At 56.2% G+C, this 25,459-nt stretch carries 19 protein-coding genes and 3 rRNA genes; 7 read left to right on the top strand and 15 right to left on the bottom strand.

The genetic code is table 11. The annotated features are described in order from the left end of the window. Positions 1–41: 41 nt before the first annotated feature. From kduI to MTP38_RS01525, 4 genes are all read right to left on the bottom strand, one after another. Positions 42–890 carry a 5-dehydro-4-deoxy-D-glucuronate isomerase gene (kduI, locus tag MTP38_RS01540; RefSeq protein ID WP_249234040.1) on the bottom strand — a complete coding sequence of 283 codons (849 nt, stop codon included), beginning with the start codon at positions 888–890 and terminating at the stop codon, positions 42–44. Between the two features lie 19 nt (positions 891–909). Continuing rightward, positions 910–1,935 (bottom strand): sugar kinase, encoded by a 1,026-nt coding sequence (locus MTP38_RS01535; protein ID WP_158399690.1) that lies wholly within the window; start codon positions 1,933–1,935, stop codon positions 910–912. Positions 1,936–2,001: 66 nt separating this feature from the next. Beyond that, the gene (gene eda, locus MTP38_RS01530; RefSeq protein WP_227621471.1) at positions 2,002–2,964 is read right to left on the bottom strand and encodes a bifunctional 4-hydroxy-2-oxoglutarate aldolase/2-dehydro-3-deoxy-phosphogluconate aldolase; all 963 of its coding nucleotides are present in this window, start codon (positions 2,962–2,964) and stop codon (positions 2,002–2,004) included. Between the two features lie 186 nt (positions 2,965–3,150). After that, positions 3,151–4,068 (bottom strand): HAD-IIB family hydrolase, encoded by a 918-nt coding sequence (locus MTP38_RS01525; protein ID WP_249234039.1) that lies wholly within the window; start codon positions 4,066–4,068, stop codon positions 3,151–3,153. A 146-nt stretch (positions 4,069–4,214) separates the two neighbouring features. On the opposite strand from MTP38_RS01525, the gene MTP38_RS01520 reads away from it, so the two are divergent. Together MTP38_RS01520 and MTP38_RS01515 are read left to right on the top strand one after the other, a co-directional pair. Further along, the gene (locus MTP38_RS01520; RefSeq protein ID WP_249234038.1) at positions 4,215–4,847 is read left to right on the top strand and encodes a phosphatase PAP2 family protein; all 633 of its coding nucleotides are present in this window, start codon (positions 4,215–4,217) and stop codon (positions 4,845–4,847) included. Positions 4,848–4,977: 130 nt separating this feature from the next. Beyond that, a complete protein-coding gene (locus tag MTP38_RS01515) occupies positions 4,978–5,676 on the top strand; it encodes a GntR family transcriptional regulator (protein WP_249234037.1) in 699 nt (232 codons plus the stop codon). A 79-nt stretch (positions 5,677–5,755) separates the two neighbouring features. On the opposite strand, the gene MTP38_RS01510 is transcribed toward MTP38_RS01515, so the two are convergent. The 4 genes from MTP38_RS01510 to MTP38_RS01495 all read right to left on the bottom strand — a co-directional run bounded on the left by MTP38_RS01510 (position 5,756) and on the right by MTP38_RS01495 (position 9,959). Then, the gene (locus MTP38_RS01510; protein ID WP_249234036.1) at positions 5,756–6,637 is read right to left on the bottom strand and encodes an aldose epimerase family protein; all 882 of its coding nucleotides are present in this window, start codon (positions 6,635–6,637) and stop codon (positions 5,756–5,758) included. Positions 6,638–6,640: 3 nt separating this feature from the next. Beyond that, complete coding sequence (locus MTP38_RS01505; protein WP_249234035.1) at positions 6,641–6,805, bottom strand: hypothetical protein; 165 nt, start codon at positions 6,803–6,805, stop codon at positions 6,641–6,643. A 70-nt stretch (positions 6,806–6,875) separates the two neighbouring features. Further along, entirely contained in the window at positions 6,876–8,366 is a 1,491-nt protein-coding gene (locus tag MTP38_RS01500) for a UxaA family hydrolase (protein ID WP_249234034.1), read from the bottom strand. A 78-nt stretch (positions 8,367–8,444) separates the two neighbouring features. Then, a complete protein-coding gene (locus MTP38_RS01495; protein ID WP_249234033.1) occupies positions 8,445–9,959 on the bottom strand; it encodes a tagaturonate reductase in 1,515 nt (504 codons plus the stop codon). 324 nt (positions 9,960–10,283) lie between these two features. On the opposite strand from MTP38_RS01495, the gene uxaC reads away from it, so the two are divergent. Beyond that, positions 10,284–11,717, top strand: a complete 1,434-nt coding sequence (gene uxaC, locus MTP38_RS01490; protein WP_249234032.1) for a glucuronate isomerase — start codon at positions 10,284–10,286, stop codon at positions 11,715–11,717. 69 nt (positions 11,718–11,786) lie between these two features. Here the strand turns inward: uxaC and murC are convergent, their stop codons facing one another. Continuing rightward, complete coding sequence (gene murC, locus MTP38_RS01485) at positions 11,787–13,169, bottom strand: UDP-N-acetylmuramate--L-alanine ligase (RefSeq protein ID WP_249234031.1); 1,383 nt, start codon at positions 13,167–13,169, stop codon at positions 11,787–11,789. Between the two features lie 331 nt (positions 13,170–13,500). On the opposite strand from murC, the gene MTP38_RS01480 reads away from it, so the two are divergent. Further along, positions 13,501–14,346, top strand: a complete 846-nt coding sequence (locus tag MTP38_RS01480; RefSeq protein ID WP_249234030.1) for a DegV family protein — start codon at positions 13,501–13,503, stop codon at positions 14,344–14,346. A 57-nt stretch (positions 14,347–14,403) separates the two neighbouring features. On the opposite strand, the gene MTP38_RS01475 is transcribed toward MTP38_RS01480, so the two are convergent. The 5 genes from MTP38_RS01475 to MTP38_RS01455 form a co-directional block, all read right to left on the bottom strand. Then, positions 14,404–14,880 (bottom strand): LURP-one-related/scramblase family protein, encoded by a 477-nt coding sequence (locus MTP38_RS01475; protein WP_249234029.1) that lies wholly within the window; start codon positions 14,878–14,880, stop codon positions 14,404–14,406. 138 nt (positions 14,881–15,018) lie between these two features. Then, positions 15,019–15,135, bottom strand: a 5S ribosomal RNA gene (gene rrf, locus MTP38_RS01470). 125 nt (positions 15,136–15,260) lie between these two features. Beyond that, positions 15,261–18,095 (bottom strand): 23S ribosomal RNA (locus tag MTP38_RS01465). 271 nt (positions 18,096–18,366) lie between these two features. Continuing rightward, a 16S ribosomal RNA gene (locus MTP38_RS01460) occupies positions 18,367–19,877 on the bottom strand. The 16S, 23S and 5S rRNA genes sit together here, the layout of an rRNA operon. Positions 19,878–20,635: 758 nt before the next feature. Beyond that, positions 20,636–22,285, bottom strand: coding sequence for an acetolactate synthase large subunit (locus MTP38_RS01455; protein WP_249234028.1), 1,650 nt, complete (start codon positions 22,283–22,285; stop codon positions 20,636–20,638). 208 nt (positions 22,286–22,493) lie between these two features. On the opposite strand from MTP38_RS01455, the gene aroD reads away from it, so the two are divergent. From aroD to MTP38_RS01440, 3 genes are all read left to right on the top strand, one after another. Further along, positions 22,494–23,252 (top strand): type I 3-dehydroquinate dehydratase, encoded by a 759-nt coding sequence (aroD, locus tag MTP38_RS01450; RefSeq protein ID WP_249234027.1) that lies wholly within the window; start codon positions 22,494–22,496, stop codon positions 23,250–23,252. 412 nt (positions 23,253–23,664) lie between these two features. Beyond that, positions 23,665–23,802, top strand: a complete 138-nt coding sequence (locus MTP38_RS01445; RefSeq protein WP_249234026.1) for a hypothetical protein — start codon at positions 23,665–23,667, stop codon at positions 23,800–23,802. A 316-nt stretch (positions 23,803–24,118) separates the two neighbouring features. Then, positions 24,119–24,256 carry a hypothetical protein gene (locus MTP38_RS01440; RefSeq protein ID WP_227621926.1) on the top strand — a complete coding sequence of 46 codons (138 nt, stop codon included), beginning with the start codon at positions 24,119–24,121 and terminating at the stop codon, positions 24,254–24,256. A 600-nt stretch (positions 24,257–24,856) separates the two neighbouring features. Here MTP38_RS01440 and MTP38_RS01435 read toward each other — a convergent pair. After that, complete coding sequence (locus MTP38_RS01435) at positions 24,857–25,336, bottom strand: hypothetical protein (RefSeq protein ID WP_249234025.1); 480 nt, start codon at positions 25,334–25,336, stop codon at positions 24,857–24,859. Positions 25,337–25,459 lie beyond the last annotated feature (123 nt).

The raw sequence follows: 25,459 nt of genomic DNA, 5'->3' as shown, positions 1-25,459 counted from the left end.
CGCGCCGGTCTCCCGGTGCGGGGCGTTGTATGGTGTACTGTTTAGCGCAGGTCGGTGGTAGCGATGTTGTCCATGTCGTCAAACTCCATGTTCTCGCCGCCCATTGCCCAGATAAAGGTGTAGTTGGAAGTGCCTACGCCGCTGTGGATGCTCCAGGAGGGGCTGATGACAGCATCCTCGTTGTGCATCACGATGTGGCGGGTCTGAGTCGGCTCGCCGCACATATGGAACACCACCTGCCCCTCGGGCAGTTCAAAATAGGTGTAGATCTCCATCCGACGTTCGTGCGTGTGGCTGGGCATGGTATTCCAGTTGGAGCCAGGCTCCAGCTCGGTCATACCCATGCTCAGCTGACAGGTCTTGAGCACATCGGGGTGGATGAACTGATTGATGGTGCGCTTATTGCAGGTCTCGACGCTGCCCAGAGGACGGTGATTTGCATCAGCCATCTTGATGAGGCGGGTCTCGTAAGAGCAATGTGCCGGAGCGGAGACCATATAGAACTTTGCCGGATGCTCAGGGTCTGCGGAAGCGAAAGTCACTTCCTTGGTGCCCTGCGTGATATACAGGCAGTCCTTATAGCCCAGCTCGTACTTCACACCGTCGGCCACCACGATGCCCGTGGAGTCCTTGCCGATGTTGAAGATACCGATCTCGCGGCGCTCGAGGAAATAGTGGGTGCCAAAGTTGGCCCAGACGTCGATGCCCTTGTCGATGGAGACCGTCTCGTGGACCGGCATACAGCCCAGCGTGACCATACGGTCAACATGGCTGTAGACGGCCACGACCTCGTCGGCCTTGTACAGGCCGGTGATGAGCATCTCGTCGCGCATCTCCTCGGTGGTGTAGCGCTTGAAGTCTTTCTGATTGCAGGAATAGCGGATCTCCATTGCGGATCTCCTTTCCTGCTTAGCGCTGGATACGGCCGGAACCGTCGCCGCCAGCCAGCTTCTCGACCTCGGAGACAGTCATCATGTTGTAGTCGCCCTCGATGGTGTGCTTCAGAGCAGAAGCAGCAACAGCGAACTCAACAGCATCCTGAGTGCTCTTGCCGTTCAGCAGAGCGTAGATCAGGCCGCCGCCGAAGGAGTCACCGCCGCCGACGCGGTCGATGATCTTCAGCTCGTACTTCTTGGAGAAGCAGTACTCGTTGGAAGCGACATCGTACAGCATAGCGCTCCAGCCGTTCTCGGAGGCGTTGTGGCTCTCACGCAGGGTGATAGCGACCTTCTCGAAGTGGAACTTGTCAGCCAGCTGCTTTGCGACGCTCTTGTAGCCCTCAGCGTTCAGCTTGCCGCCGTAGATGTCGGTAGCCTCGGCCTCGATGCCGAACACGTCCTTTGCATCCTCCTCGTTGGAGATGCAGACATCGACGTACTCGCACAGCTTGGTCATAGCCTCACGAGCCTCGGCACGGGTCCACAGCTTGCCGCGGTAGTTCAGGTCGCAGCTGATCTTCACGCCGTGAGCCTTAGCAGCCTTGCAGGCCTCGAGGCAGATCTCGACGACATTTGCGCCCAGAGCCGGGGTGATGCCGGTGAAGTGGAACCAATCCACGCCCTCGAAGATCTTATCCCAGTCGAAATCGGAGGGCTGAGCCAGCTGGATAGCGCTGTTGGCACGGTCGTAGATGCAGACAGAGCCGCGCTGAGAAGCGCCCTTCTCGTTGTAGTAGATGCCGACACGGTCACCGCCGCGGGTGATCATGCTGGTATCGACGCCGTAGCGGCGCAGGCTGTTGACAGCGGCCTGACCGATGGCGTGTGCGGGGAGCTTGGTGACGAAGGCTGCATCCAGACCGTAGTTGGCCAGAGAGACAGCGACGTTGGCCTCACCGCCGCCGAAGGTGAACTCCAGGCTGTTGGCCTGAACGAAACGCTCGTAGTTGAAGGGCTGCAGACGAACCATCAGCTCGCCAAAGGTAACGACTTTCATAGTGTTTCTCCTTTTATGTTCGTATATCATCCCGCCGCAGCGGGTATTGACGGAATGGAGCGGCAATTATGCCTGAACCAGATGGAATGCAAAGCCGGCGATCTCGCCCTCCATGTAGCAGGCGACGGTCTTGCCGTTCTTGACGTTCTTGCTGTCGAGGTCGAACTTCACGCCGCGCTGAGACAGGTGGTAGATTGCACGATCCACGTTGTTGCAGCCGATGGCGATGTGGCCGTTGGTGCCGCGGCCCGGCTTCTTCATGATCTCGAACTCCTTGTTGCCCACGAAGATGCTGGAGTTGCCCGGAGCGACCTTCATGTTCAGCATGGTGGAGATCAGGCCGGCCACCTTGGCAGCCTCTTCCTCGTTGCCGGTGTTGATGCCGACATGGATGAGGTGCAGGCCCAGCATGGTGTCAACAGCTTCCTTGCTCTGTGCGGTGATCTTGGCCCAATCGCCGGCCTTGATGACGTCGCTCTTGCACATCCAGGTGCCGCCGACTGCGAAGATCTGGTCATAGCCCAGATAGTCGTTGACGTTCTTGGCGTTGACGCCGCCGGTGCACATCCAGCGGGCACCCTTCAGGGCAGCGCCGATGTTCTTCAGCATACCCACGCCGCCGTTTGCCTCGGCGGGGAAGAACTTCAGAGCCTCGCAGCCCATGTTCATGGCCTGCTGCATCTCGCCTGCGGAGGCGGTGCCGGGCATCATGATGCCGCCCTTGTCGATGACGTGCTTGCAGACCTCGGGGTCGAAGCCGGGAGCGACGATGAAGGAAGCGCCTGCAGCCATAGCGCGGTCAGCCTGCTCACAGGTCAGGACAGTGCCGGCGCCCAGCAGCATCTCGGGCATCTCCTCGTGGATCTTGCGGATGCAATCCTCAGCACATGCGGTGCGGAAGGTGACCTCAGCTGCGGGCAGGCCGCCCTCAGCCAGAGCCTTGCACAGGGGCAGGGCCTCGTCTACGCTGTTAAAAGCAATAACAGGGATAATGCCGATCTGATAGACCTTTTCTACGATGGGATTCATAACGCATTTCTCCTTTTTAACATTTGCATGAATTCACATGGCTGGAGTCCCTTGCGGGCATACCTTCCCCACCATGCATTCGTATCTTTAGTATAAACGACATCGGCCCGTTTGGTAATGCTCAACAAGCACAATGTTTTGCATAAGAGCTTGTATACATTGCACAAAAACGCCGATTTTGGCTTCTTAAACCCCGAGACGGGCAAAGATTTCGGCCACGCCGTCGTGGTCATTGTCGTTTTCGCTGACGATGTCGGCCAATCTGCGGATGTGCTCCATCCCGTTGGCCATCACAGCGGCGACGCCCGCCTTTTCCAGCATGGCGCGGTCGTTTTCGCTGTCGCCCACGGCCAGCGTGGCTTCCCGGGGGATGCCCAGATGGTCGGCCAGCGCCAGCAGGCTCTCGCCCTTGTTCACCCCCGCCGCCGTGACCTCGATGTTGTCGGGGGAGCCTTGCACCACCTCAACGCCCCGGATGGCCGTGAAGCGGGGCAGATACTGCCGCGCCTCCTCGGCAGAGTGGAAGAACATGCAAAACTTCTCCACTGCATGGGCGTGGCGGCTCATCCACTCGCTCTGCTCCCGCAGGATGGTGAAGCGGCCGTCGTTGGGCTGGATGGCCTCCGTCCCCCGCACGGCCGCCAGACGGGCAAAGCGCTCGTCGAAGAAGCGCTGCTGCACCGTGTCCCGGAGGGCACGGCCATCGCTGAAGATGTTCAGCCCGCCGGGCAGGCCGCGGAAGGCCTCGTAGACCTCCCGGGCCGTCTCCACCGGGAAGCAGCGCCGGATGATGCACTCCGGCTGGCTGGTCTCATGCTGGGCGGCGTTGGCGTACCGGCTGTAGACGCAGCCCAGAGGGTCATTTCCGAGGTCCCAGACCGCCGCACCGTTGGAGGTGAGGGCATAACGCACCCAAGGCTGTTTTGCCACCACAGGCGGCAGGCTGGCCAGCGGACGGCCCGTGGCCGGGATGATCACGACGCCCCGGTCAGAGGCCTCGGACAGGACCTTCCGGGTGTAGTCCGTGACTTCGCCGCTGCTGTTGAGCAGCGTGCCGTCCAAGTCGAGGGCCGCAAGAAGGATGGGGTGAGATGAAATAGACATGAAAGCTCCTTTGTGCTCGTGCATACACATTTCTCCTGCCCCGGCGGAGCAGGCTGTCTTTATTCTATAACAGGAAATAGATTTGCGCAAGTCGGCCAAGTGTGGTAAAATGTATCATCGTATGACAGATTTATAGGAGAATTTACATGAAAACTTCCCTTCTTCGTGCACGGCCCCATCTGTGGTACCAGCTCTACTGGGTGCTCTACCTCATCTGGTTCTTCTGGCTGGACTTCACCGTCACCGACCCGAAATACATCATCCGCAGCCCGCTGGACGACTTCATCCCCTTCAACGAGTGGTTCATCTTCCCCTACGGCAGCTGGTTTTTCCTGCTGGCCGGGGTCACGGCGCTGCTGTGGTGGTTCGACACCGCCAGCTACGACAAGCTCTGTCTCATGATGTTCTCGGGCATGACCTTCTGCCTCATCGTCTATATGGTGCTGCCCAACGGCCTCGATATCCGCCCCATGGCGGAGGAGGTGGGCCGCAGCAATCTCGCCATGACCCTGATGCAGCTTATCTGGAAGGCCGACGCCTCGGTGAACGTCTGCCCCTCCATCCACTGCCAAAGCTCGGCCTGCATGGCCATCGCCTTCTCGGGCAGCACGCTGGCCCGGAAAAAGAAGTGGCTCAAGATCCTGGCCTTCGGCTGGGCTGCCCTCATCTGCGCCTCTACCGTCTTTACCAAGCAGCACTCCATCATCGACGTCTTCTGCGGGCTGGCCGTGGCGCTGGTCTGGGTGCCGGTGCTCTATCTTCGCCCCCGGAAGGCGTGAGTTTTCGGATAAAATATGCCGTTTTTGCTGTGTCCGCTCTTGACGGCACAGCGGCCCGCGGGTACAATGGTGGTAGCTGATATATCACATCTGCGGGCACTGCCCGCTTCGAAAGGAGCATGACACGGCCATGGCATCACGAAGTGCGCGGGAGATCGCCTACGAGACCATCCGCAGCCGGATCATCACGATGGACTTAAAGCCCGGCGACGAACTGAACGACCGAGAGCTGGCGCAGGAGCTGGGCATCAGCCGCACCCCCATGCGGGAGGCGCTCATCATGCTCAACATCGCCCACATGGTGGTCATCAAGCCCCAGAGCGGCACCCATGTGGCCCCCATCGACCTCAAGCTGATGGAGATGGAGCAGTTCGCCCGCTTCACGCTGGAAAAGGAGATCCTGAACCGCATCCGGGGCCGTCTGACCGCCGAGCAGGAGGTCGCCTACCGACTCAACCTTGAGAGCTACCGCCAGCTGGAGCGCGACCCCTCCGCCGAAAACCGGGAGACGAGGATGCTCGACCTCGACAACGCCTTCCACCGCCGGGCCTTTGAGCTGTGCGGCATGGAGGAGCACTTCGACCATATGCTCTCCACCTTCCAGCACATCGAGCGTCTGCGGAAATTCAGCCTCCAGACGGAGGAGAACAAGTCCGTCTGCGCAGCCCACACCCGCATCCTCGAGGCCGTCCTGCGCGGCTCGGAGGAAGACCTCAGCCGTGCCCTCAGCGACCATCTGAACCGCTACAAGCTCTCGGTGGAGCAGGCCCGCCAGCGCCACCCTGAGTATTTTACCGAGGGGACCGTCCACCCGGTAGACCACATCTGACCAGACACAAAAAAACGCCGCACAGCGTATCAAAATCGCTGTGCGGCGTTTTATTCTACGGTAAAGTTTCGGAGGGTGCTCAGACCTTCTCGATGGTGATGCTCCACTCGCTGGTCATGGCCTCATCGACGTCCAGCACCTCGTGATGGCCCTCCTCGTTGACGCTGTTGGCCCAGCCATTCCAAGGCTCCATGCAGACGAAGCTCTCGGCATCCTGCTGCCAGAGCACGCCCTTGTCGAAGGTCTCATCGGCGTCCACCGTGACCTTATGGCCGTTGCCCTTGTCGGTGAAGGTCATGGGGAACTCCACGCCGGTCATCAGGCGGATGGTGTTGTCTGCGCCCTCCTTGCGGGTGAGGGTGATCTTTTCCGGGGCAGCGGGCTGCTCGCCCTTGGCATTCTCGGAGCAGGTGGCGCACTTGATGTCAAAGTCCACATTTTCCAGCGCAGAGGCCACGAAATAGGGGTGGTAGCCGAAGCTGAAGGGCATGGGCTTGTCGCCCTCGTTGATGACGGTCAGGCTGATGAGGGCCTTATTGCCCTCGAGGTTGTAGTTCACCAGCAGGGTGAAGTCGAAGGGGTAGAGGAACTTGGTCAGCGGGGTGGATTCCAGCGCCAGCGTCACGCCGTCCGGGCCGACGCTCTCCACGTCCCAAGCGCACAGGTCGGCGAAGCCATGGGTCTCCATGGGGTAGGCCTTGCCCTCAAAGTTGTGGACGCCGCCGTCGGGGTTGCCGCAGCTGGGGAAGAGCACCGGCACGCCGAAGCGGGGACGGTTGCACTCCGAGAAGTTGGGGCGGCGGGTCCAGATATACTCGTCGCCGTCGAGGGTAAAGCCGGTGATCATGCCGCCGCGCTCGGGGGTGATGGTTAGGCTGGTCTTGGCGGCGGGGTCGGTGATGACGTACTGCTCATAACAGGCGCCGTTCTCGGTGATGTACTGGGTGGTGATCTGGTTCATAGTTCAGTCCTCCGTATTTTTCTGGTTTTTCTGGTATTCCGCCAGTTTTTCAAAATAATAATCGATGCCATAGCGGATAAAGTATTTGACGATGCGGGCCGCGATGCAGATGACGGCTGCATAAATCAGCAGTGTGAAGAGCAGCGCTCCATTGGCTCCTATTCTCATAAAATTCTCCTTTCGCTATGCATAAAGAGGCCGCCGGGCGGTATGTACCGCTCAGCAGCCTCATTTTTACTTAAAGAACGACGCCGTCCTTGAAGATGGAGATCTCGCGGAAACCGTGCTTCTCGGCCTTGGTCTGCTCGCCGCTGGCCACCCGGATGACCAGATCCAGCAGATCCTTTGCGGCCTCGTCGATGGTCTTCTCACCGTCGGCGATGACGCCGGTGTTGAAATCGATCCAGCCCGACTTCTTCTCCGCCAGCGGGGTGTTGGTGGAGATCTTCAGGGTGGGAGCCGGGGCAGAGAAGGGCGTGCCGCGGCCGGTGGAGAAGAGGATGAGGTGTGCACCGGCGGCGGTCATGGCGGTGGCGGAAACGAGGTCATTGCCGGGGCCGTAGAGCATATTCAGGCCCTTGGTGACGACGGGGTCGCCGTAGCCGATGACATCCATGATGGGGGCCGTGCCGCCCTTCTGGACGCAGCCGCAGCTCTTGTCCTCCAGCGTGGTGATGCCGCCCTGCTTGTTGCCCGGAGAGGGGTTGTCGTAGACGACCTCATTGTGGCTGATGAAGTAGTCCTTAAAGCCGTTGATCATCTTCTCGGCCTTGACGAAGACGTCGTGGTTGATGCAGCGGTCCATCAGGAAGCCCTCGGCGCCGAACATCTCGGGCACCTCGGTCAGGACGGTGGAGCCGCCGCGCTGGCCCATCATGTCGGAGAAGCGTCCGATGGTGGGGTTGGCGGTGATGCCCGACAGACCATCCGAGCCGCCGCACTTCATGCCGACCACCAGCTCGCTCACGGGGATCGGCTCGCGCTTGAACTGGCCGGCGTAAGCGGCCAGCTCCTTCAGGATGTCGCGGGCGGCGGCAAATTCATCGTCCACGTCCTGACAGGTCAGGAATTTCACCCGGTCGTGGTCATACTCGCCCAGCTCTTCCACGAACTGGTCGTGCTGCAGGTTCTCACAGCCCAGATGCAGCACCAGAACGGCGGCGGCATTGGGATGGCGGACGAGAGCGGCCAGCAGCTTGCGGGTCTGTGCGTGGTCATGGCCGGTCTGGCTGCAGCCGAAGGGATGGGTGAAGGTGTAGAGGCCCTCGATGGTGCCGGTGACGAGGTCCTGATTGTCGGCCACCATCTTCTTGGCGATGTCGTTGACACAGCCGACGGTGGGGATGATCCAGATCTCGTTGCGGATGGCGGCGCGGCCATCCTTGCGGCGGAAGCCCATGAAGGTCTCGGCCTCCACCTTGGGCAGCGGGGCCAGCTCGGGGGAGGGGTTATAGCTGTACTCCACCTCGCCGGAGAGGTTGGTGTGGACATTGTGGGTGTGCATCCAAGTACCCGGCTCGGCGTCGGCGGTGGCGTGGCCGATGGGGAAGCCGTACTTGATGACGTTCTCGCCGTTCCGGATGGCCTTGACTGCCATCTTGTGGCCCTGCGGGATGTCCTCCAGCGCGGTGACGGCAAGGCCGTCCACCTCGACGAGGGTGCCCTTGGCAATGGGATGCAGAGCGACAACGACGTTGTCGATGGGGCTGATATGGATCGCCTGCGGCATAGTTTTTCTCCTACTCTCTCATAACGCAAAAGGGGGCTGCTGCCCAAAGCAGCAGCCCTCTGTGTCCAAATTTTCAGCTTACAGGCAGCTCTTGTAAGCAGCCTCTGCGCCCTCGGTGCGGATCAGCTCGAGGTCTGCCAGAACAGCGGCCTCAAGGCCCTCGATCTTGGTCAGATCCTGATCCCACATCTGGGTGTTGGTCAGCACGGCGTGTACCAGCTGGGCAGCGGTGTCGTCCTTGTGTGCATAGTAGAAGTCCAGTGCCCATGCGTCATCCTGAATCTTATAGGTATTGCCGGCCGGACGCTTGCAGATGAGGCCGTCGGCGGTGCGCTCCTGAATGTCGTTGGAGTAGAAGGCGATGTAAGCAGCCAGAGACATGGTCAGGCACTTGGGCAGCTTCTTCTGCTCCTCGATGTAGGTCAGGAAGGAGGGCATATTGCGGGCCTTCCACTTGGAGGTGGAGTTCAGGGAGATGCTCATCAGCTCGTGGTTGATGAAGGGGTTGTTGAAGCGGTCCTGCACAGCAGAAGCAAACTCCTCGAGATCCTTCTTGTCCAGAGGCAGGGTGGGGATGACCTCCTCATGCAGCATCTTGTTCATGAAGCCGCGGACGGTGTCGTTGTGCATGCAGTCACGCACGATGTCGAAGCCAGCCAGATATGCGCCCAGAACGAAGCCGGTGTGTGCGCCGTTCAGGATGCGGACCTTGCGCTTCTTGTAGGGGGTGACATCGGGCACGACCATGACGTTGACACCGGCCTTCTTGAACGGCAGCTTGTCCTCCAGACCATCGGGACCCTCGATAACCCAGACGCCGAAGACTTCGCCGACGTCCAGCGCCTTATCGGTGTAGCCGTTGGCCTCTTCCAGAGCAGCCAGCTCCTGCGGGTCACGGATGCGGCCCGGGACGATGCGGTCCACCAGAGTGGAGCAGAAGGTGTTGGCGTTGTTCATCCAGTCGATGAAGGCAGCGTCGAGGTTCCAGTCCTTAGCGTAGTTGTTGCAGCACTTCTGCAGCTCCTTGCCGTTGTTGTCGATCAGCTCGCAGGACAGGATGATCAGACCCTTGTCGGCAGCGCCCTTGAATGCGGTGTAGCGCTCATACAGCACGCGGGTCAGCTTTGCAGGGAAGCTGTTGGGGGGAACCTGATCGAACTGGCTGTCGCCCTGCGTATAGGCGATGCCGGCCTCGGTGGTGTTGGAGACGACGATTTCGAGATCCTCAGAGCGGGCCAGAGCCAGAACTTCGTCCCACTTGCCCTCGGAGTAGGGGCAGACGCAGTCGGAGACGCAGGAGATGACGCGCTTTGCATCGACCTTCTGGCCCTTCTCGCTGCCGCGCAGGTACAGGGTGTACAGGCCCTCCTGCTCGTTCATCCAGTCCGCCATCTGGGGGAAGTTAGCGATGGGCTGCACCAGCTTGACCTTGCCGTTGAAGCCAGCCTTCTCGTTGGCGATGTCGATAAAGTAATCCACGAATGCGCGCAGGAAATTGCCCTCGCCGAACTGCATCACCTTAACGGGTGCGTCCTTGAGGATATAGCCGTTGTAACCGGTGCTTTCCAGAACCTTGTAATTCAAAGTTTCCATTTGAGTGTCTCCTTTTATCAATTTGCTTTGCCTTTCACGGGGCAGCCAGAGCCGCGCCCTTCTCTTTCTCTATTTTATGCTGTTGTATACAAATAAGTCAAGTGGTTCTCCACAGTTTTTTGCAGGAAAAGGGGCCGTTTTTATAAAAACCAGCGAATTGTACAAGTCTGGGCGAGAATTTTGGGCAGTTTTTCAGTTGTATACATCCGCATTTTCCGGTATACTAAAGACAGGCATCGCCTGTTTGCACGGAACAGGCCCATACCCCTATTTTTTAAAGAATGTTTCAAACCGTCAAGACCATTGAAAAAAGGAGTTCTGACCATGAAAGCATTTATGGATAAGGAGTTCATGCTCCAGTCGCCCACCGCACAGCACCTGTATCACGCTTACGCTGAGGGTATGCCCATCTGTGACTACCACTGCCACATCCCTCCCCGCGAGATCTACGAGAACCGCCGCTTCGACAACATCGCTCAGGTCTGGCTGGGCGGCCGCAACCCGGACGGCAGCTACTTCGGCGACCATTACAAATGGCGCGTCATGCGCTCCAACGGCGTGCCCGAGGAGTACATCACCGGCGACAAGCCCGACCGCGAGCGTTTCCAGAAGTTTGCCGAGGCTCTGCCCATGGCCATCGGCAACCCGATGTACCACTGGACCAACCTCGAGCTGCACACCTTCTTCGGCTATGACGGCGTGCTGAACGGCGACACCGCCGAGGAAGTCTGGAACCTGTGCAACGACAAGCTCCAGCACGACCCCAAGCTGACCGTCCGCGGCCTCATCGAGCAGAGCAACGTGGCTTTCATCGGCACCACCGATGACCCCATCGACAGCCTCGAGTGGCACAAGAAGATCAAGGAAGACCCCACCATCAAGTTCACCGTGGCTCCTTCCTTCCGCCCCGACAAGGCCATCAACATCAACAAGCCCGGCTTCGTTGAGTACATGGGCAAGCTGGCTGCTGCCGTCGGCAAGGAGAAACTGGCCTGCATCGACTGCGTCACCGGTGCTCTGACCGACCGCATCGAGTTCTTCGCCGAGATGGGCTGCCGCGCTTCCGACCACGGTCTGGACTACATCCCCTACCGTGAGGCCTCCAAGGACGAGGTCAACGCCATCTACCAGAAAGTCATGAAGGGCGAGGCCGTCACGCGGGAAGAGGCTGAGAAGTATCAGACCTACATCCTCATCCATCTGGGCAAGCAGTATCACCGCCTCGGCATCGCCATGCAGATCCACTACAACTGCCTGCGCGGCGTCAACCGCAAGATGAACACCCTGCTGGGACCCGATACCGGTTTCGACATGATCAACACCGCCACCTGCGGCGGCGAGATCGCAGCTCTGCTGAGCGCCCTGAACGACACCGACGAGTGCCCCAAGACCATCATCTACAGCCTGAACCCCGGCGATGACGCTCAGATCGGCACCATCCTCGGCTGCTTCCAGAACAGCGAGGTCCCGGGCAAGATCCAGCACGGCTCCGCTTGGTGGTTCAACGACCACAAGATCGGCATGGAAGAGCAGATGTCCCGTCTGGCCAGCCTCGGCCTGCTGGGCAACTTCGTCGGTATGCTGACCGACAGCCGCAGCTTCCTGAGCTACACCCGCCACGACTACTTCCGCCGCATCCTCTGCAACCTCATCGGCCAGTGGGTCGAGGACGGCGAGTATCCCAACGACGAGAAGGCTCTGGAGAAGATCGTCCGCGGCATCTGCTTCGACAACGCAAAGCGCTACTTCAACCTGTAATTTCTTCGTTTTATAAAAAAGTGAGGCTCCACGGCGAACACCGTGGAGCCTCACTTTTTATTTTTCTTTTTACTTGTTGTCGGCCACCATCATCTTGCTGGCCTTATATATGTCGCCGCAGCCCAGCGTGATGACCAAGTCACCCTCGCGGGCATTCTGCTTCACCCAGTCGGCGGCAGCTTCCAGACTGTCCACCAGCACCGAGCCGGGGATCTGCGCCGCCAGCTTTGCGCTGGTGATGGACGGGTCGTTCGGCTCGCGGCTGCCCATGATGGGGGTGATGACCGCAATGTCGGGGATCTTGAGCACATCCACGAAGTCGTTGAACAGCATCTTGGTGCGGCTGTATGTAAACGGCTGATGGACGGCGATGAGGCGCTTGTAGCCCAGCTCCTTGGCAGTGGTCAGGGTCGCGCGCAGCTCGGTGGGATGGTGGGCGTAGTCGTCCACCACCACAGCGCCGTTGCACTCGCCGTAGACCTCGAAGCGGCGGCCTGCGCCCTTGAAGCTTGCGGCAGCGGCGGCGCACTGCTCGACGGTCAGGCCCGCAAAGCGGCAGACCGCGCACATGGCCAGCGCGTTGTAGATATTGTGACGGCCCGGCACAGCCAGCCGGATGTGGCCGGTGACTTTGCTCCACTCCTTCAGGTCGAACTCGAAGAAGCCGGGCTTATACTCCTGTACATTGACGGCCTGATAGTCACCGTCGTTGTTGATGCCGAAAGTGCGCACACGGCGGTCGAGGGTATACATAACGTCCATCGTGTTCTTGTCGTCGGCGTTTGCAAAGATCATGAACTGGGTCATAAGGGCGAAGCGCTTGAAGGCAAACTTCAGCTCGCCCATGCTGCCGTAATAGTCCAGATGGTCGTTGTCGATGTTCAGCACAACCGAGAGGTAGGGGGTCAGTTTCAGGAAGGTCTCCGAGAACTCACAGGCCTCGATGACGATGTCGTCGCCCTTGCCCGCCTTGCCGTAGCCGTGGATGAGGGGCAGCTTGCCGCCGATGACCGCAGAGGGGTCGCGTCCTGCCAGCTCCAGCGCAGTGGTGATCATGGAAGTCGTGGTGGTCTTGCCGTGGGTACCGGAAACGCAGATGCTCTGCTTGTACAGGCGGCTCACATAGCCCAGCAGGACGCTGCGCTCCACCGTCGTGATGCCGTAGGAAGCTGCCGCATTCAGCTCCACATTGTCCTTCGCAATGGCGGCGGAGTAGACCACGAGGTCTGCACCGATGACATTGTCTGCGCTGTGGCCCAGCGTGACCTTAACGCCCATCTCCCGCTCGGAGCGGATGATGCTGCCGTCCAGCACGTCGCTGCCCGAGATGTCATAGCCCTTTGCGGCCAGGATCTGGATGAGCGGATACATTCCGCTGCCGCCGCAGCCAATGAAATGGATCTTCTTCACATTATCCAGCAGGTGCTGGGTGTAATCGGTGTACATGAACATAGAAAGCATCCTCCAATAATATAAACGGCTGCCGGGCAGACCGTATCCATTCTAGTGACACCTATTATTATATAATTTTTGGCGCACAAAATAAACACTTCGGAGCGAATTTTCGGAAAGAACTATAAAATCATACGCACTTTTGTGCTATCTGTATAGAATCTGCGGGCCAAGGCTAGCTATTTTGACGCTTCACAAAAGATTTACAATTACTCAGGATAAATAGCTAACGATCTTGAGATTTTTGTGATATAGTTATAGAGGAAATTTTGCTGTGGCAGCGCCTGCATCGACGTCGGCTGTGCCCGGCACGAAAAGAGGAGACACTTTTTTGAAGATCAAAATCACGGCCGACAGCACCTGCGACCTCTCCGAAGCGCTGCTGCGGCAATGGGACATCTCTCTCATGCCCATGCATATCCTGATGGGCGGCGAGAGCTATCTGGACGGCATCACCGTCCGCCCTGCTGACGTCTTTGCCCATGTGGAGGCCGGCGGCCAGACCCCGAAATCCGCCGCAGCAAATCCGGTGGAGTACATCGACTTCTTCGGGCCGTTCGCCAAAGAGTACGACGCTGTCATCCACATCTCGGTCAGCGCCAAGCTTTCGTCCTGCTATCAGAACGCCTGCCTTGCCGCGCAGGAATACGACAACGTCTCAGTCATCGACAGCGAGAACATCTGCACCGGACAGGGCTATCTTGTCCTCCGCGCCGCCAAATGGGCGGCAGACGGCCTGACGGCCCGCAACATCTGTATGCGGCTCCAGAACCTCGCTAAGCGGGTGGAACTGAGCTTCGTGCTGGACCAGCTCAATTACATGGCCAAGAGCGGCCGCTGCTCCGGCGTGCTGGCGTTCGGCGCAAACCTTCTGGGCATCAAGCCCAGCCTCGCTGTCATCGACGGTGAGCTGAAGGTCGTCAAGAAGTATCGCGGCAGCCTGCCCATCTGTGTCGGCAAGTACATCACCGACCTGCTGGACGGCCGGGACGACATCGACAACTGCATGGTCTTTATCTCGTCCTGCCAGCCCAAGCCCGGCTGCATGGAGGCCATCAAAGCCGGTCTGCGCAGGTACGGCAAATTCGAGAACATCATCGAGACCGACATCGGCACGACCATCGGCGGCTACTCCGGCCCCGGCACCATCGGCATCGTATTCGCAAAGAAAGTCTGAACAGGATTCAACCAAGACGGCCCGGCCAAGTGGAAAACTCCACAGCCGGGCCGTTTTTTAGTTGCAGGAACACTTTTCAGCGTCGATGGCCAGCACGAACATCAGCACATACAGCGCATCCTCCGGCTTTGCAATGTCCAGCACATAAGTATCCGTCCAGTGGAGCAGCTCCTTGGAGATTGCCGCCACCGTCGCCCCATCCGGCCCGGTGATGGTGTAGTCCCATTCCGCCCAGTCGCCTTCGATGTGCCAGCCGTTGAAGTCGATATTATACCGCGGCTTGAACCAGCCCCACGGTTCTTTTTTCAGGGTGCCGATGCAGTCGCTCCCCTCGTAAAGTTCGAATTGGGGCCACCAAGAAAAAATCCGCTCCTTCACAGTGCCCAGCTCGTGCTCCTCGCTGGCGTCGAATATTTTCAGGCAGTGTCCCCAAGAGAGCTGGCCTTTCACGATATAGACCGTGTTTTCATTTTCATCGTAGATGTCATAGCTGTCGAACCAAGCAAATGCACGCTGTTTGAATAAAAGCTTCATGCCGTCCTCCTCTGTCCGCTTTGTCACACCCTGCTTGACTTATATACGATTTACGCCGCTGTTTTCATGCAGCACCTGGAAATTTTTTCGGATAAATATAAGAAAACCGCCCTGAGAACTCTCAGAGCGGCATATTCAAGTCGGCGACTACCTATTTTCACAAGCCGTTTCCAGCTAACTATCTTGGGCACGAGTGAGCTTAACTGCTGTGTTCGGAATGGGAACAGGTGGAACCTCACCGTCATCGTCACCGACCATATAACTGACACAGTATATCACATTTCTGTGTATCTGTCCAGTATTTTTAGAAGGACGTGCCTTCAAAACTGAATAATCACTGCTTACATTTTTTCGTTGACTCTAAGAGTCTCAAGCGAATTGTGGTCAAGCCCTCGACCTATTAGTACACGCTTGCTGAATGGATCGCTCCACTTACACATCGTGCCTATCGACCTTGTAGTCTTCAAGGAGTCTTACTTGTTTAAAACAATGGGATATCTTATCTTTGGGTCGGCTTCACGCTTAGATGCTTTCAGCGTTTATCCGATCCGTACGTAGTTGCCCAGCTATGCTCCTGGCGGAACAACTGGTGCGCCAGAGGTACGTCCGTCCCGGTCCTCTCGTACTAGGGACAGCTCCCATCAAATATCCTGCGCCCACGACAGATAGGGACCGAACTGTCTCACGACGTTCTGAACCCAGCTCGCGTACCGCTTTAATTGGCGAACAGCCAAACCCTTGGGACCGAATACAGCCCCAGGATGCGATGAGCCGACATCGAGGTGCCAAACCTCCCCGTCGATGTGGACTCTTGGGGGAGATCAGCCTGTTATCCCCAGGGTAACTTTTATCCGTTGAGCGATGGCATTTCCACTCACATACCACCGGATCACTAACTCCAACTTTCGTTACTGCTCGACCCGTCAGTCTCGCAGTTAGGCTCGCTTCTGCGTTTGCACTCTTTTGCTTGATTTCCGTTCAAGCTGAGCGAACCTTTGAACGCCTCCGTTACTTTTTAGGAGGCGACCGCCCCAGTCAAACTGCCCACCTAACAATGTCCCCCGACTCGATTCAGAGCCGCAGGTTAGAATTCCAATATCGCAAGGATGGTATCCCAACGGCCACTCCGCAGAAGCCAAAGCTCCTGTTTCCCTGTGTCCCATCTATCCTGTGCATGCAACATCGAAACCCAATATTAGGCTACAGTAAAGCTCCATGGGGTCTTTCCGTCTTGTCGCGGGTAACCGGCATCTTCACCGGTACTACAATTTCGCCGGGCGGGCTGTTGAGACAGTGCCCAAATCATTACGCCTTTCATGCGGGTCAGAACTTACCTGACAAGGAATTTCGCTACCTTAGGACCGTTATAGTTACGGCCGCCGTTCACTGGGGCTTCGATTCAATGCTTGCACATCTCCTCTTAACCTTCCAGCACCGGGCAGGCGTCAGCTCGTATACGTCATCTTTCGATTTAGCACAAACCTGTGTTTTTGGTAAACAGTTGCTTGGGCCGATTCTCTGCGGCTCCATCTCTGGAGCACCCCTTCTCCCGAAGTTACGGGGTCAATTTGCCGAGTTCCTTAACAACCCTTCTCCCGTTGGCCTTAGAATCTTCTTCCTACCTACCTGTGTCGGTTTGCGGTACGGGCACCTCAGAAATACACACAGCTTTTCTCGCCATCTTCCATCCCAGACTTCGGTACTAACTTCCCTCGATCTCTACCGGAACCAACACCCGGCTCTGAGACTTCAAATGTGTCCCTGTGCTTAACTCTTTTGGTGGTGACGGAATCTCTACCGTCTGTGCATCGGCTACGCCTTCCGGCCTCACCTTAGCTCCCGACTAACTTGGAGCGGACGAACCTTCCTCCAAAAACCTGAGGCTTTCGGCCATGCAGATTCTCACTGCATTCGCGCTACTCATTCCGGCATTCTCACTTCTATACACTCCACAGCCGCTTACGCTACTGTTTCTCCGCGTATACAACGCTCCCCTACCCAATCCATTACTGGATTGCCTAAGCTTCGGTGTCAGGTTTAGCCCCGTTAAATTCTCCGCGCAAAGACGCTCGACCAGTGAGCTATTACGCACTCTTTGAATGAGTGGCTGCTTCTGAGCCAACATCCTGGTTGTCTGCGTATCTTCACATCGTTTTCCACTTAACCTGACTTTGGGACCTTAGCTGTAGATCTGGGCTGTTTCCCTTTTGACAATGACATTTATCTGACACTGTCTGACTCCCAAGCATCAATACTCTGGCATTCTGAGTTTGATAAGCTTCGCTAACCTCTCGGCCGCTAGGCTATTCAGTGCTTTACCTCCAGGTATCTAACTTGAGGCTAGTCCTAAAACTATTTCGGGGAGAACCAGCTATCTCCGGGTTCGATTGGAATTTCTCCGCTACCCACAGTTCATCCGCCGCCTTTTCAACGGAGGTCGGTTCGGTCCTCCATGGAATTTTACTTCCACTTCAACCTGACCATGGGTAGGTCACCCGGTTTCGGGCCCATTATATGCAACTTAACGCCCTTTTCAAACTCGCTTTCGCTTCGGCTCCAGACCTTAAGTCCTTAACCTTGCTGCATACAATCGCTCGCCGGACCGTTCTACAAAAAGTACCCTATCACACATTGACGTGCTCTAGGTGCTTGTAGGCACAGGGTTTCAGGTTCTTTTTCACTCCCCTCCCGGGGTGCTTTTCACCTTTCCTTCACAGTACTATACGCTATCGGTCACTGGGTAGTATTTAGGGTTGGAGGGTGGTCCCCCCATCTTCCGACCAGGTTTCACGTGTCTGGCCGTACTCTGGAATTCGCTCAGCTTTTGTCGCTTTCACCTACGTGGTTCTCACACTCTCTGACCGGCCTTCCCATGCCGTTCGGTTAGCAACTTAAGTCTTAAATGCGCTCCGTACCCCGGAAGTATTTCTACTCCCGGTTTGCCCTCTTCCGCGTTCGCTCGCCACTACTTACGGAATCTCGTTTGATGTCTCTTCCTCGCCCTACTTAGATGTTTCAGTTCAGGCGGTTCCCCCGATGCACCTATTTTGAATTTCAGTGCAGCGTACTTGAGTATGAACTCAAGTGAGTTTCCTCATTCAGAAATCTCCGGATCAATGCTTATTTGCAGCTCCCCGAAGCTTATCGCAGCTTATCACGTCTTTCATCGGCTCCCAGTGCCAAGGCATTCGCCCTGCGCCCTTGTTCGCTTGACCATTCAAACTATTCTCTCTCGAGAATGGCTTGTATCCTCTTGATTCTCTCTTGCCAACGAAGATTATGTTACCCTTCCTTTTGAAATTGTAATATTTCTTAAAAAGAACTTACTATAATCTTTGTTTCGCAGTTATTATTCAGTTTTCAAGGTACGTCTTTGAGTTCCCTTTTCAGGGCCCTCAAAATCGAACAATATCTAATCAACTTGTCTCTATCACCTGTTCCAAGAACAAATCATCTTCGATGCTTCGTTCTTGCCTGACTCCTTAGAAAGGAGGTGATCCAGCCGCAGGTTCTCCTACGGCTACCTTGTTACGACTTCACCCCAATCACCAGTTTTACCTTCGGCGGCGTCCTCCTTGCGGTTAGACTACCGACTTCGGGTCCCCCCGGCTCTCATGGTGTGACGGGCGGTGTGTACAAGGCCCGGGAACGTATTCACCGTGGCATGCTGATCCACGATTACTAGCAATTCCGACTTCGTGCAGGCGAGTTGCAGCCTGCAGTCCGAACTGGGACGTTGTTTCTGAGTTTTGCTCCACCTCGCGGTCTTGCTTCTCTTTGTTTAACGCCATTGTAGTACGTGTGTAGCCCAAGTCATAAAGGGCATGATGATTTGACGTCATCCCCACCTTCCTCCGTTTTGTCAACGGCAGTCTGGCCAGAGTCCTCTTGCGTAGTAACTGACCATAAGGGTTGCGCTCGTTGCGGGACTTAACCCAACATCTCACGACACGAGCTGACGACAACCATGCACCACCTGTCTCCTTGCTCCGAAGAGAAAACATATTTCTATGTTCGTCAAGGGATGTCAAGACTTGGTAAGGTTCTTCGCGTTGCGTCGAATTAAACCACATACTCCACTGCTTGTGCGGGCCCCCGTCAATTCCTTTGAGTTTCAACCTTGCGGTCGTACTCCCCAGGTGGATTACTTATTGTGTTAACTGCGGCACTGAAGGGGTCAATCCTCCAACACCTAGTAATCATCGTTTACGGTGTGGACTACCAGGGTATCTAATCCTGTTTGCTACCCACACTTTCGAGCCTCAGCGTCAGTTGGTGCCCAGTAGGCCGCCTTCGCCACTGGTGTTCCTCCCGATATCTACGCATTCCACCGCTACACCGGGAATTCCGCCTACCTCTGCACTACTCAAGAAAAACAGTTTTGAAAGCAGTTTATGGGTTGAGCCCATAGATTTCACTTCCAACTTGTCTTCCCGCCTGCGCTCCCTTTACACCCAGTAATTCCGGACAACGCTTGTGACCTACGTTTTACCGCGGCTGCTGGCACGTAGTTAGCCGTCACTTCCTTGTTGAGTACCGTCATTATCTTCCTCAACAACAGGAGTTTACAATCCGAAGACCTTCTTCCTCCACGCGGCGTCGCTGCATCAGGGTTTCCCCCATTGTGCAATATTCCCCACTGCTGCCTCCCGTAGGAGTCTGGGCCGTGTCTCAGTCCCAATGTGGCCGTTCAACCTCTCAGTCCGGCTACCGATCGTCGCCTTGGTGGGCCGTTACCTCACCAACTAGCTAATCGGACGCGAGGCCATCTCAAAGCGGATTGCTCCTTTTCCCTCAGGTCGATGCCGACCCGTGGGCTTATGCGGTATTAGCAGTCGTTTCCAACTGTTGTCCCCCTCTTTGAGGCAGGTTCCTCACGCGTTACTCACCCGTTCGCCACTCGATCGAAGAAGCAAGCTCCTTCTCTCTCGTTCGACTTGCATGTGTTAGGCGCGCCGCCAGCGTTCGTCCTGAGCCAGGATCAAACTCTTTATTAAATGATATTTATCACTTAAAAAGTGTTAAATCTCTCTTCGCTCAGCACGCAATCGCTTGCGTCCTGTGTGAATTACTTTGTTTGGAATTGTTTAACGTGTTTTTCCAACACGAAAATAGGTTCCGTTACAAGTTTTTCGATATTGTTCAATTTTCAAGGTCCTGTAGCGCCTCAGCCAAGCGGCTGACAGCTTAATTATTTTACCACAGAAGCGGTTTTTTGTCAAGCTTTATTTTTTCGAAGTTTTTCGTTTCTTACCGAACTTGGAGCGTCTCGAAAGTCTCTCGCATTCCTGCCGGACTTTCTCGCGTCTATTGGTTCTTTTCGCTTTACTTCTAGCTGGGACTCGGAAGTCATTCTTTTGTCTCAGCGCTTGGCGCTCAAGTATAATACCACATCACCGCCCACTTTGCAAGCCTTTTTTACAAGTTTTTTGCTCTTTTTTCGCCTTTGCACTTTTTCACCAGTTTTTCGCGGCGTTTTGGCCAATGCTTTGACATCCCTGCATCGGATACAAATATAGCAATTCAACTTTTTATCGCAATTTTCAAAATAGTGCCTATCAAAATGGCATCTTTGCGATATGCAGTTTGCGGATGTTGCTTGTGCATTAAAAACGCAAACTGCTATAATGCAGCAGCAACAGCGTTGAATTGCATATCGCAAATATGCTGTTTTCATGTTACACTAATTTCTTGTCTTGCGATAAAAGCATCCGCTGCCCTCATTGGGCAGCAGATGCTCTTCCTTATATAATAGTTATTTCTGGGCGCAGACCTGCTTGAGATGCTCACTCAGTTTCATATTCTCGCTGTAGTCCACCGGCACTACGATGACGCTGGGCACATCCTGCCGGAACGCCTCTTCCAGCGTGGGGATCAGCTCATCTGCCTTTTCGACGCGATAGCCCTTGCAGTGCATCGCTTCCGCCAACAGTTTAAAGTCGGGGTTGGAAAAGTCCACATAGCAGTGCTCCCCGCCGAACTGTTCCTGTTCCTTCCACTTGATCAGGCCGTAGCTGGAATCCTCCCAGATGAGGGTCACGAAGGGCACCCTCTCCCGCACCGCCGTCTCCAGCTCCTGACTATTCATCATGAAGCCGCCGTCGCCGCAGAGGGCCAGCACCTTCTTCTCCGGATAGAGCAGTTTGGCCGCGAATGCGCCCGGGATGGAGAAGCCCATGCTGGCGAAGCCGTTGGAGATGAGGCAGGTGTTTGGCTCGTAGCAGTCATAGTGGCGGGCGATCCACATCTTATGAGCACCCACATCGCTGACCAGAATATCGTCGCGGCCCATGACCTTCCGCACATCGGCAAGGATGCGGGCAGGCTTCATGGGGCAGCTGTCGTCTGCCGCCATCGCCTCATGCTCCGCCACCATCGTCTGGCGGAGGGCCAATGCAAACTCCGGCTCACCGGTGCGGTGGGCACAGCGAAGGATCTCATACAGGCTCTCCGAGATGTCGCCCACCACTTCCACGGCGGGCTGATACCGCTTGTTGACGTCGGCGGGGGCGCTGTCGATGTGCACGATGGTCATGTCCTCCCGCGCGCCCCACTTGGCCGGGGCACACTCCACGATGTCGTATCCGATGGCGATGACCACATCGGCGCGGTCGAAGAGCTGGTTGACGTAGTCCTTCTGCGGGATGCCGATGGTCCAGAGGCTGTATTTGTCGTCCATCGGGATGATGCCCTTAGCCATCATGGTGTTGACCACTGGGATATGCAGCCGGTCGGCCAGCTCGGTGACGGCGGAAGCGGCATGGCCGCGCACCGCGCCCGCACCCGCGAGGATGACCGGGTTCTTTGCCTCGCTGATGATCTTTCCCGCCGCCGCAATGTGGGTCGGGTCGGCGTAGACATCGTGCATCTGCTGGCGCTTGAGCGGCACGGCATCGGCGGGCATTTTGGCGATGTTCTGAGGCAGGTCGATGTGGGTCGCGCCCGGCTTGCCCTTCTCGGCGTGCTTGAAGGCCAGACGCACGATCTCGCCCACCGTGTCGGGGCGGATAATCTGCTTCGAACGCTTGGTGATCGGCTCAAACATGGCCGTCAGGTCGAGGTACTGGTGGCTGGTGAGCTGCATCCGGTCGGTGCCTACCTGTCCCGTGATGGCCACCAGCGGCGCGCCGTCCAGATAGGCGTCCGCCACGCCGGTGACTAGGTTGGTCGCGCCGGGGCCAAGGGTGGACAGGCAGACGCCGGCCCGGCCGGTCAGACGGCCATAGACATCGGCCATAAAGGCCGCGCCCTGCTCGTGGCGCACCGGGATGAAGCGGATCTTGCTGTTCCGGATGGCAAACATCAGGTCAAGCGTTTCCTCGCCCGGAATGCCGAACATCACATCGACGCCCTCGGCTTCCAGACAGTCCACCAGCACTTGCGCGGTCGTTTTCATTTCCTTCATTTTCTTTCCCTCCCAAACGAAAAAGGCAGCGCAGCCCCTTACGGGCTACACTGCCTTTGCTGCGCCTATTGTAAACGATTTTAAGCCGCCCCGCAAGTGGAATTTTCCACAAAAAACGACTCACATTCGGTTTTTGCTCCGGCAGGCTTGACAAGCGGCGGGGCAGGCCGTATGATGAAGGTACTTTTTGCAAAGCGAGGTAGTTATCATGTCCAGCATCACCATCCGCGGCTGCTGCATCGGCGCTGGCCGCCCCAAAGTCATCCTGCCCATCGTCGCTTCCACAGCGGACGGCATCCTCAGCGAGGCTGTGCGTCTGGCCGCACAGAAGGCCGACTGCATCGAATGGCGGGCCGACTGGTTTCCCGGGGCGCTGGACCCCTCCGCGCTGGGACAGGTGTTGTCCGGACTGCGGGCCGCATTGGAGGAAAAACTGCTCCTCGTGACCTTCCGCACCAAGGCTGAGGGCGGCGAAGCCGCGCTGACGCCCCAGCAGTACGCCAGTTTCTGCGAGGCCGTCTGTGCCAGCGGCTGCGCCGACCTGCTGGACATCGAATTTTTTCCGAACCGGGAGCATCTGTCGGCCCTCATCGAACAGGCACATCAGGCAGGCACAGCAGTGGTCTGCTCCAGCCACGATTTCCACAAGACGCCGCCCCGGACAGAAATGGTCGCCCGCCTGACCGCCATGCAGCAGGTCGGGGCCGACCTGCCCAAGCTGGCCGTGATGCCCTGCTCCCCCTCGGACGTCCTTGAACTGCTGGCTGCCACCGCCGAGATGGCAGAGCGCCACCCCGAAACGCCCGTCATCACCATGAGCATGGGAGTGCTGGGTGCCGTGAGCCGTCTGTGCGGCGAAGCCTTCGGCTCGGCCATGACCTTTGCCAACCCCGGGCAGGCCAGTGCGCCCGGGCAGGTAGCCTTGGATGTCGTAAATGAAGTCTTGGAGAGCCTGCGGCTCGCGTAACCCAGTGCGATTTGCAAGTATAGCAGTTTGCGCTTTTAATGCACAAGCAACATCCGCAAACTGCATATCGCAAATATGCTATTTTGATAGGCACTATTTTTGAAAATTGCGATAAAAAAGACAGCTGCGTTTTCCTGTTCCGCAGCTGTCTTCATTTTTACCCGCTCGTTCGAGCAAGTATTTCTATGACCGTATTATACAAAATATCCTTCCCGCCTGTCAATAGGGAAAAAGATTGCTTTCTGTCGGTTTTTGTGGTATCCTTGTTTGCAGGAAAGGCGCTGTTTCGTCAAACGCAGGCGGCTATGCTCCTCCCGGCTTTGCTACATCGTTCTTTGGAACGAAATGAGTATGGGAGGGCGCTTTTTGAAGTTTTCCTCCCGATGCTCATCGAGTAAAGGGGGGATGCCACATGACTCTTGCTGAAGTTTTCGCACTTCTGGCCCTCATCGTCAGTCTACTGATGTTGTTGGCTCAGGTCGTGCATGTCACTTTTGACATTGCATGGCGGATTTCGCACGATAATGGCAATAACGACAAAAAGAAATGACCGCCCAACGCTTCACACTCGTGGTGGCGGTCATTCTTTTTGACTGTATGCCGGTGAGGGGCTAGCCGTTTGCACGGACAGCGCCTTTCCTTATCTTTATTATAGACGTCGGCACGCGGATTGTCAAGCACCGAAAGGCATTGCTTTCTGTCGGTTTTTGTGGTATCCTTGTTTGCAGGAAAGGCGCTGTTTCGTCAAACGCAGGCGGCTATGCTCCTCCCGGCTTTGCTACATCGTTCTTTGGAACGAAATGAGCATGGGAGGGCGCTTTTTGAAGTTTTCCTCCCGATGCTCATCGAGTAAGGGGGGATGCCACATGACTCTTGCTGAAGTCTTTGCACTTCTGGCCTTCATCGTCAGTCTACTGGTGCTGTTGGTTCAGGTCGTGCATGTCACTTTTGACATTGCATGGCGGATTTCGCACGATAATGGCAATAACGACAAAAAGAAATGACCGCCCACAGTCTCCAAACGGTGGCGGTCATTCTTTTTGACCATATGCCGGTGAGGAGCTAGCCGTTTGCACGGACAGCGCCTTTCCTTATCTTTATTATAGACGTCAGCACGCGGATTGTCAAGCGCGCTCCGCTCTCTTATGCGGCATCCCGAAAAATTTCTTCTGCCGATCACAAAGCCGTCTGTATCTTTCCTGACACAGACGGCTCACCCGACGCTTTCTGTCGCATTCTGTTGTATTCCGACGCTTTTATGCTTTATCTCGTATATCGCGTTTCAGCGTCATTTTGTGGCCATTTCAATGCATTTTCGGTGCTTTTTGGTGCTTCAAAAATGCACATTTTCGCATTTTTGAAGTTTCCAGTATTTTCCATCAAGCCCGAAACCCGTCCAATGCATCCTATTATTCAGTTTTATTATAGCCAGATGCCCTTCGTTTGTCAATAGCCCTTCTGCCCCATAAAAAGCCCAAGGGCGAGACCCCTTGCGGAGCCTCGCCCTCAGACTATGTGAGATAATCATTACGCACTTGAGACACAGGCATAATGGTTATCAATTACAGGCCGTGTGCCTGTAATAGCTTAGTTGGATGCGCTGATTAGACAGTAGCCTTAGCAATAACGATAGCGTAGTGAGTGGACTTCTCAGCGCCCTGAGCCTTGTAGCTCTCAAAGGTAACATCAATCTTGATCTTGTCCTTCTTATCGCCGGTCTTCTCAGCAGAAACGCTCATGACCCGATCGATGAGCTTGGCATCAGCAGCCCAGTTCACAGCCTTCTTAGGGCTGTCCGGAGTCTCAACAACGTAGCAGACGTAGTTCTTTTCTTTGTACTCGACCTTAGTGACCTTACCCGGGACAACAGTCTTGCCTTCGCCCAGCTCATTCTTCCAAGCGTGCTTAGCTGCACCCTCATAATCAGCAGAGCTGTAGGTGTAATCGCTCTTAACGCTGTCAGAGTTCAGAGCATTGATCAGAGCGTTCTGCTTAGCAGCGTCGTTCATGGCGCAACCGGTCAGCATGGAGACAGCCATAACAGCAGTCAGAGCAACAGCCATGAGTTTCTTGAACATTTTCATAGTGGTATTCCTCCAATAAAAAATGATTTTTATTTCGGCAAACCACTACAATTATTGCGTGGCTTGTCTCGATAGGTTTAGTATAGTTCATTTTCACAAGATTGTCAAGATACGGTATTTGTT

This window comes from Faecalibacterium sp. I3-3-89, assembly GCF_023347275.1.
In the GTDB taxonomy this organism is placed as follows: domain Bacteria; phylum Bacillota; class Clostridia; order Oscillospirales; family Ruminococcaceae; genus Faecalibacterium; species Faecalibacterium butyricigenerans.
The sequence above is the reverse complement of the archived record's forward strand: the minus strand, read 5'-3'. Positions and strand labels throughout refer to the sequence as shown.